Source organism: Flavobacterium sp. GT3P67 (assembly GCF_004349155.1).
GTDB classification, from domain to species: Bacteria; Bacteroidota; Bacteroidia; order Flavobacteriales; family Flavobacteriaceae; genus Flavobacterium; species Flavobacterium ranwuense.
On sequence record NZ_SMLF01000011.1, the window covers coordinates 46,905 to 60,761 of the forward strand.

Annotated in this window: 14 protein-coding genes; 9 read left to right on the top strand and 5 right to left on the bottom strand. The window is 32.9% G+C overall.

The window, feature by feature from the left end:
• Positions 1-2: 2 nt before the first annotated feature.
• The 4 genes from E0H99_RS15535 to E0H99_RS15550 form a co-directional block, all read right to left on the bottom strand.
• Positions 3-1,283: an NAD(P)/FAD-dependent oxidoreductase gene (locus E0H99_RS15535; RefSeq protein WP_131997665.1), complete on the bottom strand. Its 1,281-nt coding sequence runs from the start codon at positions 1,281-1,283 to the stop codon at positions 3-5.
• A gap of 95 nt (positions 1,284-1,378) precedes the next feature.
• Positions 1,379-2,716, bottom strand: coding sequence for a DEAD/DEAH box helicase (locus E0H99_RS15540; RefSeq protein ID WP_131997668.1), 1,338 nt, complete (start codon positions 2,714-2,716; stop codon positions 1,379-1,381).
• A 139-nt stretch (positions 2,717-2,855) separates the two neighbouring features.
• On the bottom strand, positions 2,856-4,400 hold the full coding sequence (locus E0H99_RS15545; protein ID WP_131997671.1) for a DEAD/DEAH box helicase: 1,545 nt from the start codon (positions 4,398-4,400) through the stop codon (positions 2,856-2,858).
• A 107-nt stretch (positions 4,401-4,507) separates the two neighbouring features.
• Positions 4,508-5,035 (bottom strand): DUF6155 family protein, encoded by a 528-nt coding sequence (locus E0H99_RS15550; protein WP_131997674.1) that lies wholly within the window; start codon positions 5,033-5,035, stop codon positions 4,508-4,510.
• A gap of 146 nt (positions 5,036-5,181) precedes the next feature.
• Here E0H99_RS15550 and E0H99_RS15555 point away from each other — a divergent pair, with 146 nt between their 5' ends.
• Together E0H99_RS15555 and E0H99_RS15560 are read left to right on the top strand one after the other, a co-directional pair.
• Positions 5,182-5,466: a DUF3817 domain-containing protein gene (locus tag E0H99_RS15555; RefSeq protein ID WP_131997677.1), complete on the top strand. Its 285-nt coding sequence runs from the start codon at positions 5,182-5,184 to the stop codon at positions 5,464-5,466.
• Positions 5,459-6,715 (top strand): mechanosensitive ion channel family protein, encoded by a 1,257-nt coding sequence (locus E0H99_RS15560; protein WP_131997680.1) that lies wholly within the window; start codon positions 5,459-5,461, stop codon positions 6,713-6,715. The genes E0H99_RS15555 and E0H99_RS15560 overlap by 8 nt, the downstream gene beginning before the upstream one ends.
• A 40-nt stretch (positions 6,716-6,755) precedes the next feature.
• Here the strand turns inward: E0H99_RS15560 and E0H99_RS15565 are convergent, their stop codons facing one another.
• Positions 6,756-6,968, bottom strand: a complete 213-nt coding sequence (locus tag E0H99_RS15565; protein WP_131997683.1) for a hypothetical protein — start codon at positions 6,966-6,968, stop codon at positions 6,756-6,758.
• A gap of 69 nt (positions 6,969-7,037) precedes the next feature.
• Between E0H99_RS15565 and E0H99_RS15570 the strand changes: the two genes are divergently transcribed.
• The 7 genes from E0H99_RS15570 to E0H99_RS15600 all read left to right on the top strand — a co-directional run bounded on the left by E0H99_RS15570 (position 7,038) and on the right by E0H99_RS15600 (position 13,834).
• On the top strand, positions 7,038-7,436 hold the full coding sequence (locus tag E0H99_RS15570; RefSeq protein WP_131997686.1) for a glyoxalase: 399 nt from the start codon (positions 7,038-7,040) through the stop codon (positions 7,434-7,436).
• A gap of 288 nt (positions 7,437-7,724) precedes the next feature.
• Positions 7,725-8,438: an esterase family protein gene (locus E0H99_RS15575; protein ID WP_131997689.1), complete on the top strand. Its 714-nt coding sequence runs from the start codon at positions 7,725-7,727 to the stop codon at positions 8,436-8,438.
• Between the two features lie 18 nt (positions 8,439-8,456).
• A complete protein-coding gene (locus E0H99_RS15580) occupies positions 8,457-9,404 on the top strand; it encodes a RimK family alpha-L-glutamate ligase (protein ID WP_131997692.1) in 948 nt (315 codons plus the stop codon).
• Positions 9,405-9,598: 194 nt separating this feature from the next.
• Complete coding sequence (locus E0H99_RS15585; RefSeq protein WP_131997695.1) at positions 9,599-10,705, top strand: carboxylate-amine ligase; 1,107 nt, start codon at positions 9,599-9,601, stop codon at positions 10,703-10,705.
• A 40-nt stretch (positions 10,706-10,745) separates the two neighbouring features.
• Positions 10,746-11,576, top strand: coding sequence for a type 1 glutamine amidotransferase (locus E0H99_RS15590; RefSeq protein ID WP_131997698.1), 831 nt, complete (start codon positions 10,746-10,748; stop codon positions 11,574-11,576).
• A gap of 15 nt (positions 11,577-11,591) precedes the next feature.
• Entirely contained in the window at positions 11,592-12,782 is a 1,191-nt protein-coding gene (locus E0H99_RS15595; protein ID WP_131997701.1) for a hypothetical protein, read from the top strand.
• Positions 12,783-13,273: 491 nt separating this feature from the next.
• Positions 13,274-13,834 (top strand): gluconate 2-dehydrogenase subunit 3 family protein, encoded by a 561-nt coding sequence (locus tag E0H99_RS15600; protein WP_131997704.1) that lies wholly within the window; start codon positions 13,274-13,276, stop codon positions 13,832-13,834.
• Positions 13,835-13,857 lie beyond the last annotated feature (23 nt).

Sequence of the window (13,857 nt, forward strand, 5' to 3'; positions counted from 1 at the left end):
ATTTATTGTTGTTTTGGTTCTGTTTTTATTTTTTTATCAGGCCTGATAATCATACGTAAAGATTGATCTTTTGCAAAATAAGCAATCATCCAATTGAAGAATGTTTTCACCCTATTGCGATACGTTATCAATGAAATGAGGTGAATAAAGAGCCATATTATCCAGGCAAAAAATCCTTTGAAATGCATTTTTGGTTTTGGTAAATCTACAACAGCCTTGTTTTTACCAATTATAGCCATAGATCCTTTATCATTATATTTAAAGGGTTTTAATGGCTTGTTTTGGTTCAGTAGCTTAAAGTTATTTGCCAAATTTATTCCTTGTTGAATCGCAACTTGCGCCACTTGTGGATGACCATTTGGGAAATCTTCATCTGTAAGTTGAATACACGTATCGCCGATTGCAAAGATATTTTCAGTACCATTAACTTTATTAAAAGCATCAGTAGCCATTCTTTTTCCACGACCATAACTTTCAGCTGGAATTCCTTCGAAAACTTTTGCAGAAACTCCCGCTGCCCAAATTAAATTTTTGGTTTGTATCGTTTCTCCATTTCCAAAATATACCGTGTCATCGATATAATCCACAACCGTAGTATTTAATTTCACTACAACACCTAATTTTGTCAACGCTTCAAGTGTGTCTTCTTGTGAGGCTTTACTCATTGGAGATAATACGGCATTGGCACCGTCAACTAGATAAATATTGCTCGCTGTAGTGCTTAATTCCGGGTATTCTTTTAGCAAAATATTTTTGCGCATCTCAGCAAACATTCCCGAAACTTCAACACCTGTAGGTCCACCGCCGGCAACTACAATGGTTAACAATTTTCTGCGTTCGCGAATGTCTTTACAAATGGCTGCTTTTTCCAAATTTTTCAACAATGTATTACGCATTACAATGGCATCATTGAGCGTTTTCATAGGTATGGCATTTTTCTTTACGTTTTCCATTCCAAAATAACTCGTTTCGGCACCTGTAGCAAAAACCAAGTAATCGTACTCTAATTCTCCATTGTTAAGAATGATTTTGTTTTCTGAAGGGTTTACTTTTAATAGGTTTCCCAGACGGAATTGTAGATTTTTTTTACCTGAGAAAAATTTCCGAAAAGGGTAACTGATACTTGAGGGTTCTAAAAAAGCGGTAGCAACCTGATATATTAGTGGCGGAAAGAAATTATAATTATTTTTGTCAACAAGCGTTACATTGATTCCTTTTTCATTTACTAGTTCTTTAGCAAGATTCAATCCTGCAAATCCTCCTCCTATTATTATAATTTCCATATCGTATTTTTATAGTCTAAAATAAAAAAGCATCCATAAATATACACTATTTACGGATGCTGTTACAATATAAAATATTAAAAAAACTTTAAATATTAGTTCTTTTTTAGTTTTTTAACCGGCTTTTCTAAAGGTTCATTTTTGTTTTGAAGCATATAATTGGCCAATAATTTTTGAATCAATTCGTCTTTAGTCAAATGATGAAAAACAGTTTTTATTTTTTCTTTTAATTCTGGAGCAACATCATGATTGGGTTTTGTCTTGAAGATTTGCTTGGCCCATAACAAGGTGTTATTTTCTTCGATGCTGGCAACAGTTGGTTTTTTGAACTGGGTAAATTTAATTCCTAATTCTTTTTCAAAATCAGCAATTTCCACTACTTCTTCTGGTTGTAATACCGTCAAAGAAAGTCCCTTTGCTCCTGCTCTTGCTGTTCTTCCGCTACGATGGACGTATGCTTCATAAACATCCGGTAAGTGATAATTTACCACGTAAGAAATTTCCTTTACGTCAATTCCTCTTGCGGCTAAATCGGTAGCTACTAATATATTGATATGTCCTTCACGGAATTGCTCCATGATTCTGTCACGAATTCCTTGAGATAAACTTCCGTGTAGTGCTCCTGATGAAAACCGGTTGATGGCTAAGTTTTTGGCTAATTTATTGACCGCAGCTTTCGTTTTACAAAAGATAATTCCGCGTTCTCCTTCTTTAGAATTTAAAAAATGCATCAAAACATCTAGTTTTTCAATTGGATCCACCACAATATATTCATGGTCAATTCCTTGATTTCCTATCGTTTCCATGTTGGCACTAACTTGCACCACGTTTTTATTCAAATAGTTCTGAATCAATTGTTTTATGGTTCCTGGCATGGTTGCCGAAAACAAAAAAGTATTATGGTTTTTAGGTAACTCAGCTACAATTTCATCTAAACTTTCTTTTAATATAGTCACCATTTCATCCGCTTCATCAAGCACAAGGAATTTGGTTTCTTTTAGATTTATGGCTTTGCGCTGCATCAAATCAATCAATCTTCCGGGAGTTGCAACAACAATATGTGTTGGCAATGAAAGTCTTTCGATTTGTGGTTTTATTGGAATTCCTCCGCAAGTTGCCGCAATAGAAACTTGAGGTAAATATTTTGAAAAATCTTCTAAATTTTTAAAAATCTGGTGGCCTAATTCACGCGTTGGAACTAAAATAACAGCTTGTACAACTGGCAAATCAGTATCTATTAATTGTAAAATAGGCAATCCAAAAGCCGCTGTTTTTCCAGTACCGGTTTTAGCAAGTCCAACCAAATCTGTAGTATTTGATAAAAGTAACGGAATTGTTTTTTGCTGAATCTCTGTGGGCACAACAATTTTTAATTCGGTAATCGCTTTTAATATGGGTGCTGAAATTGCTAAATCAGAGAATTGTTTTGGCATTTTTTTGGATTTTATATTTTTATAAAAAATAGTTGTTTTGTAAACGTAATTTTTAGCCCCGATGGAAACAGCATCCTGTTGTGGCAGGGTTCGCCACGACAGATATAGTGTACAGCGAGATTAGCTCCTAAAAAGAAATTTAGTCTTCGTCCGGTTCGTTCATGATTTTTTCCCGATATTTTTTCCCGGTTAACAATACCAGTTTTAATTTGTAATCGTCAACAAGCCACTCGCGGTAATTTTTACTGCATTGACTCAAACATTTAGAATAGCGTTTGATGCGACAATCGATATCATCATCTAATAGTTTTCCTAATATTTTAGCTTCTTGTAAAGTCTCCGAATTATCAACACACATGGCAGCATGCTGATCCAATGATTTTTCCAGTACTTCTTTTGAACGTAAATTTAGTTTGATGATGAGTTTATGTTCTTCATCGACATCAAAAGTTACGACTTCCGTTTTACTGAATTTAGCACGTAATTCCGGTGGCATGCTGTATTTAAAATACAATTCAATTTCGGTATCATCACGTAAATTTTCCAAGTAAAATTCTGGTGATTTAAAGATATGTTGCCAGTTTACCGGCTCACTCCATAATCCAAATCGTGCGGCATTATTCCCTAAATCAATAACATTAAAAGTGTCTTTGTTAGGTAGTTTTCTGGAACCACGACCAATCATTTGGTAATATAATGTCAACGATTTTGTGGCTCGATTTAAAATTATAGTTTCTACGGTCGGCTCATCAAAACCTGTAGTAAGAATTCCAACTGATGTTAAAATAGCATCAGGAGTATGCTTGAACCAATGTAAAATATCTTTTCTTTCTTCGTTATTACTGGTGTTATCTAAGTGACGAATCGCATAACCGGCTTCTCTAAAAGTTTCATACACATATAAAGAGGTGTTGATACCATTATTGAAAATCAAGGTTTTCTTGCCTAACGATTTCTCCGTATATGCATGCAATAATTTTTCCTGCATGGCCATATTGGTATATAAATCATCCGATGATTTAACGGTGTAATCACCATTGATACCAACTTTCAGTGATGTCAAACCAACATCATAACTATAAGTAATCGCTTTGGCCAAAAATCCATTTGCAATCAACGAACTAATGGTGTCTCCTACTATTAATTCATCGTAGCTCTCGTGCATGGGTAATTTAATATTCGAACTTAAAGGCGTTGCTGTAACTCCCAAGATGAAAGCATTTTTGAAAGAGCTTAATAATTTTCTGAAGGAGTTGTAATGCGCCTCATCGATGATTACCAATCCTACATTATCTAAATGTAGTTTTTCATCATTGATTCGGTTTTTCAAAGTTTCTACCATGGCAACAAAACAGGAATAATCGTTTTGGTCCGGAAGTTCTTTTACTTTACTGTTGATGATTTTGTTTTTAACATCAAAACCCTTCAACATTTTTGAAGTTTGTTTACACAACTCAATTCGGTGTGTTAAAACAACTACTTTTTTATCGTGTTGTGATAAATAACGACGCACAATTTCTGAAAACACGACTGTTTTCCCACCACCAGTAGGCAATTGGTATAACAGATGATGTTGTGGAGGTGCATTGTCTATGCGCTCAAAGATGGCGTCAATGTCGCCTTTTTGGTACGCATAAAGTTCTTTTTTGTCTTCGATTTCTATTTCTAAAGTGTTTTGGGACATTGCTTATTGTTGGATTTTTGCAAAAATACGCCTAAAAAACAGTTTAATTGTCAATTTTAATTAAAAAAAAATACGATTGATTAAATAAAATTGAATTATGAAACGACTTAATATTCAAATCGCTCTATAGTCGCATTGAATTCAGGCTCATTATACCATTTTTGTACAATGGATTGATTATGTATGGCTATAATTCTTGGCTTGAAATCATTGAGAATTCCATTTGCGATAAGGAAAATTACAGCTTGTTCAAAAGAATTGAACATACTTTTAAAAAATAAGTCATTCTTTATAGTATTTTCAGATGAGAACGTTTGTGCAATTTCAATGTTATAGAGCATTACATCAGCAATTATAAAGGGATCCACGCCCAAAAGAATAAAATGCTTGATGTATTTTTGAGCAACGGATCGCCTCATTTTAGGTTTACTGCGTCTTCCTATTTTTTTTACCGGATAGTATTCATTCGAAATTTTGAGTTTGCATTCCTGCAAAAGTGTTTCTTCCTTTGGATTGAATACAAAATTATAATAGACTTTTACGGGGGCGAATTTCTCGTACAATTCAATAATTTGTTCTTCGAGTTGCTCCTTATTAAGTTCTGCTAAATATTTTTTTAAATCGCGTTTGCTCATTATCAAAGTTTAAGAATACAAAAGTAATTTACTTTAGGAATGAATGCTCCGTAAATCAATGATAATACTTAATTTTGGCATAAAAAAACAGTAAGTTCGGTTTTTCAAAACCTAATTTTTTACTTTTATAATCTAATTTATTTTTTATGTTTAAATTTTTCAAGGTTATCGCTTTACTCGAAGGAGTTTCTTACTTGGCTTTATTTTCGAATATGCTTTTTATAAAACCTACCAATTTCACTCTTTATAAAACACTATTATTTCCAATAGGAATGGCACACGGACTTTTGTTTGTTACCTATATTATTTTGGCAATAATGCTAAAGTTTGAGCAAAACTGGGATTGGAAAAAATTCGGCATTATTTGTCTGGCATCAGTAGTTCCTTTTGGGACTTTTTACATAGAAAAGAAATACTTGAAAAATGTATAAATTAATAGAAAAAATATTCAATTTTCTATATCCTGTATTCAGAAAATGGGGATTTGGAAGCAGTTTTGCTTCTTATCTGAGTCTGATTATAAATATTATTGTGCTTTGCATATTGGCGTATTTTATTTATGTGGTCTTTCGTCTTATTTTGGTAACGATCATGGCGGTGATAGCCCAAAAAACTAAAACCAAATTTGATGATTTACTGGTTACCAATAAAACGGCAAAATACATTGCACATTTAATTCCGCTATTATTTATTTATAAATCGGTTCCAATAATTCTAGAACGATATGAATATTGGGAAGGTGTTTTTGGTAAGCTGGTCGGGATTTATATTGTAATGCTCGTTTTATGGATTATCCGCACTATTTTCAATGCATTACGTGATTATTTAAAGCTGAAACCAAGATACAGCGACAAACCTATTGACAGTTTTATTCAGGTAATCATGATTGTGCTTTGGGCGGTTGGGATTACGGTTATTATTTCCAAATTATTTGATATTGACCAAAAAGAGCTTTTAACCATTTTAGGAGCTGTTTCAGCGGTGATAATCTTGATTTTCAGAGATACCATTTTAGGTTTTGTATCCAGCGTTCAAGTCTCTATAAATGATATGGTTCGAATTGGGGACTGGATTACGATGGATAAATTTGGAGCTGATGGTGATGTGATTGAAATCAATCTGGCAACAGTGAAAGTTCGAAATTTTGATAATACCACTACTACAATTCCAACGTACAGTTTAAGTTCTGATTCGTTTCAAAACTGGCGCGGAATGCTAAATTCAGATGGTCGACGTATCAAAAGACACATTCTTATTAAAACAAGTAGCATTCGATTTTTGGAAGAAGCAGAATTAAATGACTTGAAAAAAATTCATCTTATATCGGATTATATTGACACCCGAAAATTAGAAATAGACAAATATAATTTCAGTAATAAAATTGATAAATCAATTGCGATTAACGGACGAAATTTGACAAATTTAGGATTGTTTCGAAAGTATATTACGGAATACCTATTCAATTATCCCGGATTAAATAAAGAGATGCTTATGCTTTGTCGTCAATTGCAATCCACTTCACACGGTGTTCCGCTTGAAGTTTATGCATTTTCACATGACAAACGATTTGAGAATTACGAATACATCATGTCGGATATATTCGATCATATTATTGCTTCAGTAGACTATTTTGATTTGGAAATTTTTGAAACTGCCTCCGAAAATGATTTTAAAGTCTAAAAAATATTTTTTGTTTTGACTTTCTTAAATGCAAGGAGAATTACAATCGGTCCTTTACAAATTCTATAGCTGTTTTTCCGTGTGCTTTTGGTTTTCCTTCAGCATCCAAATTTACAATTCTGGTATTTTCTAATTGGATGATGGTATATAAAGCCAATTCTTCATCTATCCAAGCCAATAATTTACCTCCAAATAAGGTTCCGTTTGGGTTTAAATCTTCTGGTTTTACCCATTTTCTAGTATGAAATCTCATAATTTTTCTTTATAACTGCAAAAATAAACTTTTCTTATAGCTATTTTCTTTATTTTTAAAGAAAAAACCATGAGCGAACGCGATACTTTTTTAAAACAATTCCGAGGACAATCAATAGGTTCGGTAACCAATCAATCTTCAACCGAAGAATCATTTCAAAATGAAGTACTTAGGCCTATTTTAAAGTTGCAAAATGATTTGTTTATTGCTTCTTTTATTAATTATATAGCAAAAAACAAAGCAGACTTTTATAGCTACACAGTTGAGAAAAAATTATCGGTTATAGAAAATGTAATCCAAAAAGACATCAAGTTTAGAAATGCTTTAAAAGGAATGATAATCGCATTATTTACTTCGGATGAGTATGCTGTTTACATAAAAAACTCGTCTAATATCAATAAAAGAATGATGAGTATCCTAATTGAAAGACTAAAAAGTCAAGTCCAACTGTTTGAATTAAATGAATAATAAAAAAGCAATCCTGATTTTGACTATTTAATTAAAGGGCTATGAAATCTTAATTTTTAGTACAATCCCATCGGTTTTTTGAAATTGTTAGATTTTTTCGCTTTAGAAATATGTTAAAAGGACTTGATTTGTTGTTTATAACTTAAAAAACAGAAAGATATTGATTCGAATTTTGCAATTTAATTACGATTTGATAATCGTAATGTTTTATATAATAAATCTTAATTAAGCATAAATATTTATGTCATTTGCATGAATTTTTTCATTATAATTGTTAAAAATAAAGTTATGAAGGAAGAATATTTCAAATGGCATTCACCTAATCTTAACAGGGATATTGAAATGTTAGTTTTTGGACACGCAGGATATCCTATTATTTTGTTTCCTACTTCCATGGGCAGTTATCATGAAAATAAAGACATGGGATTGATTGATTCCGCAAGATGGTACATCGATCAGGGTTTAATCCAAATATTTTGTCCAGACAGCATAGACAAAGACAGTTTTTACAATAATAATATTCATCCCATACATCGTATAGAAAATCACGTTAGATACGATAAAATGATTTGTCATGAAATCGTCGAAAAGTTAAAAAACAATACTTCCTCAGGAAAAGTTGCTGTGGCAGGTTGCAGTTTTGGCGGGTATCATGCCGCTAATTTTGCCTTTCGTCATCCTGGTTATGTCAGTCATATGTTCTCTATGAGCGGTGCTTTCAATATTAAAAGTTTTATGGATGGTTTTCATAATGATGATGTGTTTTACAACAGTCCGGAAGATTATTTATACGGTCTAAATGATTCTGAATTGTGGAATATGGATATCGTTTTAGGAACTTCTAATTGGGATATTTGTTTTGATGCCAATCTAAAATTAAGCAAAGTTCTAAGCGACAGGAACATTCATCATTGGTTAGATATCCGTCAGGAACGCAAGCACGACTGGCCTGTTTGGAAAGAAATGTTTCCGCATTATTTATCAAGAATTAAATTTTTTTAAAATTATAAACGTATCAAGATGAAAAAAATTGGAATTTTATTTGGAATGGAAGACACCTTTCCGCAAGCATTTATTGATCGTGTCAATTCAAAAAATGAGAAAGGAATCATTGCTGAAGCTGTTGCTATTGAAAAAGTAGTTCAAAATAAAGATGGTGAATATGCTGTAATCATTGACCGAATTTCGCAAGACGTTCCTTTTTATCGTGCTTATTTAAAAAACGCCGCTTTAACAGGAACTAATGTAATTAACAATCCTTTTTGGTGGAGTGCTGATGATAAATTTTTCAATAACGCTTTAGCAGATACCCTTGGAGTTCCACTGCCTAATACGGTAATTCTTCCTTCAGCCGAACATCCTACTGATACCACCGGAAAATCTTTCCGAAACTTAAAATACCCAATGGATTGGGAAGGAATATTTGATTACATTGGATTTCCGGCTTACATGAAACCATACGCTGGTGGCGGTTGGAAAAACGTGTATCGTTTAGAAAACAAAGAAGAGTTTTGGGACAAGCATCAGGAAACGGGGCAGTTAGTGATGATGTTGCAAGAAGAAATTGTTTTTACGGAATATTTTAGGGTCTATTGTTTGGGTTGCAAAGCGGTTCGAATTATGCAATACGAACCAAGAAATCCGCATCATCTGCGGTATGTAATTGATGGACCTCCAGTTGATAAAAAGTTATTAGCTACCATAAAAGACTACACTTTAAGTCTTTGTAAAGGTTTAGGATATGACTTTAATACGGTAGAATTCGCAGTTCGTGACGGAATTCCATATGCTATTGATTTTGGAAATCCAGCGCCTGATGCAGAATTGACTTCTGTTGGTGCTGAAAATTTTGAATGGGTGGTGGAAGAATCCGCTAAAATGGCTATTGCTGCTGCCAAAAAACAGAAAACGGGAAAAATGAATTTGACTTGGGGAACTTTTATAAAAGACGCCGCCGGAGGAAAGTAATCAGTATTCAGTTTGGGGAAGAAAAATGTAGTTTTAAATAAAAGTTTTGTTGATTACGAAATGCCCTAGCCCCGATTAAAGTAAAAATCCTTTTTTGTCCTGATTTTTTTCAGGACAAAAAAGATTGCAACGGAAAGCGGGACACGAGCGAAGCGAACTGACGAAGTAAATAGCTCCTAAAAAAAATAAATTGAATGAAAAAATTACCCATTTTTACACTTGGTGTAGAAGAAGAATATCAAATTATTGATCCTGAAACAAGGGATTTACGGTCGCATTTGTCAAAAATTGTGGATGGCGCCAAAATAATTTTGAATGAGCAAGTGAAGGCCGAAATGCATCAATCGGTGGTGGAAGTGGGGACAAATATTTGCAATAATGTAAATGATGCCAAAAATGAAATTCGATTTCTGCGTTCCAAAATCGTTGAGTTAGCGGATAAGCAAGATTTGATTGTGGGTGGAGCAGGAACGCATCCTTTTTCGAAGTGGCAGGATCAGCCTATTACTGACGATCCTCGTTACCATGATATTGTAAACGAATTGCAAGATGCAGCACGTTCCAATTTGATTTTTGGAATGCATTGTCATGTAGGTATTGAAAACCGTGAAATTGGCTTGCAATTGATGAATCAGGCCACGTATTTCCTGCCTCACATATTTGCGCTTTCTACAAACTCCCCTTTTTGGGAAGGAAGAAAAACAGGTTATAAATCCTTTAGAACTAAGGTTTTTGACAAGTTTCCAAGAACTGGATTACCGGAATATTTTGATTCGGTTGCAGCATACCAAAATTATTTAGATACGTTGGTAAAAACCAATTGTATTGATAATCCTAAGAAGATTTGGTGGGATTTACGCTTGCACCCGTTTTATAATACGATTGAATTTAGGATTTGTGATATGTGTTTAACCGTTGATGAAACGATTTGTATTGTTGCCATTATTCAGGCAATTGTGGCCAAACTCTACAAATTGAACATGAATAATACGAGTTTTAATATTTATCGATTGGCTTTGATAAAGGAAAACAAATTTCGTGCAGCCCGATATGGAATTGACAATAATATGATTGATTTTGGATTGCAAAAAGAAGTGGAAACCAAAATGCTTATCTTGGAATTGTTAGATTTTATTGACGATGTAGTAGATGAATTGGGAAGCCGTGAAGATATTAATTATGTTCATGAAATTTTGAAAAACGGAACTGGAGCAGATAAACAATTAACTGTTTTTGAAGAAACCGGTGATCTTTCCAGAGTGGTGGACTTTATAACTGGCGAATTTACAAAGGGATTATAAAATATAAATTACCTTTGCACATTGTTTTTTAAAAATAGTTATGTCGAATAAAATTATAAAAATCGCGATTTTAGATATGTACAACGGTGAGCCTAATCAGGGAATGCGTTGTATTATTGATGTTGTCAGTAGGTTTAGTCCAGTAGTTAATTTTGAAATATTTGATGTTCGGGTAAAATGTGAATTGCCGGATATTAATACCTTTGATATTTATATTTCAACTGGAGGTCCAGGAAACCCGCTAATTGGCGATGGAAATTGGGATGTGAAATATTATGCGTTTATTGATTCATTGCATAAATGGAATACTGAAAATGCAATTAAAAAGCATGTACTGTTCATTTGCCATTCTTTTCAAATGGCCTGTTTGCATTTTGGGCTGGCCACGGTGACCCGAAGGAATGATACTTCTTTTGGTGTAATGACAATTCATAAAACCAAAGAAGGACTTACTGATTCTTTATTTGAAGGACTCGCAGATCCTTTTTATGCAATTGATTCCAGAGATTATCAAGTTGTACAACCAAAACTAAGTGTTTTTGCAAAAAAAGGGGCTAAAATTATTTCATTGGAGAAAATTAGAGACCATGTACAATACGAACGTGCTATTATGGCGGTTCGTTTCACGGACTATTTTGTAGGTACTCAATTTCATCCCGAAGCAGATCCAATAAGCTTTGTTTCCCATTTAAGAAATAAACAGGCAAAAGAAAAAATCAGGGCTATGAAAGGGAAAAGGAAGTTTAGAAACATGCTGGAAGATTTATTAGATGATGATAAAATCTACAGAACTAATGAAACCTTGATTCCAAACTTTCTGAGAACTGCTATTAATGATTTGATGAAAACCAAAAAAATGCTTTCTAATTAATAAATTCATTTCGAGATGATTTCAAAATATCGGGAGTTATTTAATGCTCAGTTTACAAAAACGAAATATCAGGAATTTAAAGATGATATTGCTTCCGATTTTAATTATGCACCTACTTTTCGATTAGGTGAAACACCTTTTTTTATTTCGAATGAGTTAAAAGCACAATTGATCGAAGGCTGTAATGAAGTTGTAGATTTTGTTCAAAAAGAAGGCTTTAAATTACTTACTGATAAATCATTAGAATTAAATCATAAAGTTCCAAATGAGGATGAGCATACCACTTTTTTAGCAATTGATTTTGGAATTTGTGAAGAAGATGGAGTAATTATCCCTAAACTAATTGAAGTGCAAGGATTTCCTTCTTTGTACAACTATCAGGTTAATTTGTATGAAAAATTCAAAAATCACTACCCTTTTCTTAGTGAGTTGACACCGTTTATCAATGGTATTGAACCACAAGGATATCAAGATATTCTTGAAGAAGCGATTTGCAATAATCAGCCAAAAGAAAATGTTATTCTCCTGGAAATTGAACCCGAAAAACAAAATACCAAAATTGATTTTTATTATTGCAATAGAGATATTGGTATACCGGTAGTTTGTGTTACCGAGCTCATAAAAAAAGGCAAACGACTGTTCTATAAAAACGAAAAAGGCGATGAAATTCTGGTAAAAAGAATCTATAATCGCGTTATTTTTGATGAATTGGATTTGCGAACTGATTTAAAGTTAAATTTCCATTTCTCTGATGAACTTGATGTAGAATGGGCTGGACATCCCAATTGGTTTTTTCGAATCAGTAAATTTATTTTACCTTTTCTAAAAGGGAAATATTTTATAGAAACTACTTTATTAAGTGAGCTCAAAGAAATTCCTAAAGATTTAGAAAATTACGTTTTAAAACCTTTATTTTCTTTCTCAGGAACAGGCGTTATTTTTCATGTAACAAAAGAGGATATTGAATCTGTGGTCGAAAAAGAACTTTATATTCTTCAAAAAAAGGTAAACTACATTCCTATTGTACAATCTCCTGACGGAAAAGTAAAAGCCGAAGTCCGTGTGCTTTGTGTTTGGAAAAAAGAAGATGCTGCTCCTACTCTACTATGCAACTTGGTACGATTGAGTCGCGGCGAAATGATTGGCGTAAAATTCAATAAAGACAAAGATTGGGTTGGTGGGACACTTGGATTATTTGAAAGGTAAATTATTTTATTAAATCAAGTTTAAAACTATCTAACTTGTACTTTTTAAAAACTTTATTTTATTTCTTTTTGATATTTATTCTATTGCAAGCTAACACTACTTATAATTGTTGCAGTACTGTGCATTTATTTACACTAACTAAAATTCAATTTAAAGTTTAATTTTCGGCTTTAATGTCATTTTAACGCATTGAGATTCCTGAAAATGAAAGTTTATTAAATTTTAGTAGGTTAAAACCGATTAAATTAAACTAAAAATAGCAAAAAAAAGAATTTTCAGACCTACTTTGTTTTTTAAAATATATTTTTTTTCTTGTTTTAAAAGGTTAGAGATAGTGTTTAATGAATTTTTCAAAGTTATTCCCTTAATAATTTGAAAAAAACGGAATTATTCAATAAATTAACATAAAAAAAATTTAGCTGTTTTTTTTTTCTTTATTATTGTAAGGTTATAATAATTTAAGAACAATCCACAATTTTAATAATTAACAAATGAATAGAAGAGAAGCACTTAAAAGCGTTGCGTTTTTGATGGGAAGCGCAATCTCAGCTACTACAATGGGCGTTTTATTTGAAAGTTTTACTTTGCCTGAAAAAGAGAAAAATCGAGTGTTTTTTTCTGCTTCTGATGAGGAAATTTTAGGTGAATTTGCCGATATCATTATACCGACTACAGCATCTTCACCAGGAGCTAAAGCCGCAGGACTTGGCCCTTTTATTCCTATGATGATTAGAGATTGTTATCCGGCAAAAATGCAAGAAATTTTTGCTTCTGGAATGAAAGATATGCAAGCAAAATGTTTGAAAGATTTCAATAAGGATTTCTTGGCAATGTCAATTGAAGAACGTCAAAAATTAATGGAAGCTTTAAAAGATGAAGCAATAGCTAGTAATAAAGCACCTTCTTTCTTTCTGATTGCCAGAGATTTGACTCTTCTGGGGTATTATTCTTCAGAAATAGGCTGTACACAAGCACGCGAATACCTTCCTGTCCCTGGCAGATATGATGGAAACGTAGATTATATCCCAGGTCAAAAAGCTTGGGCAACATAATAGTATTAAACCTTTTTGACTTT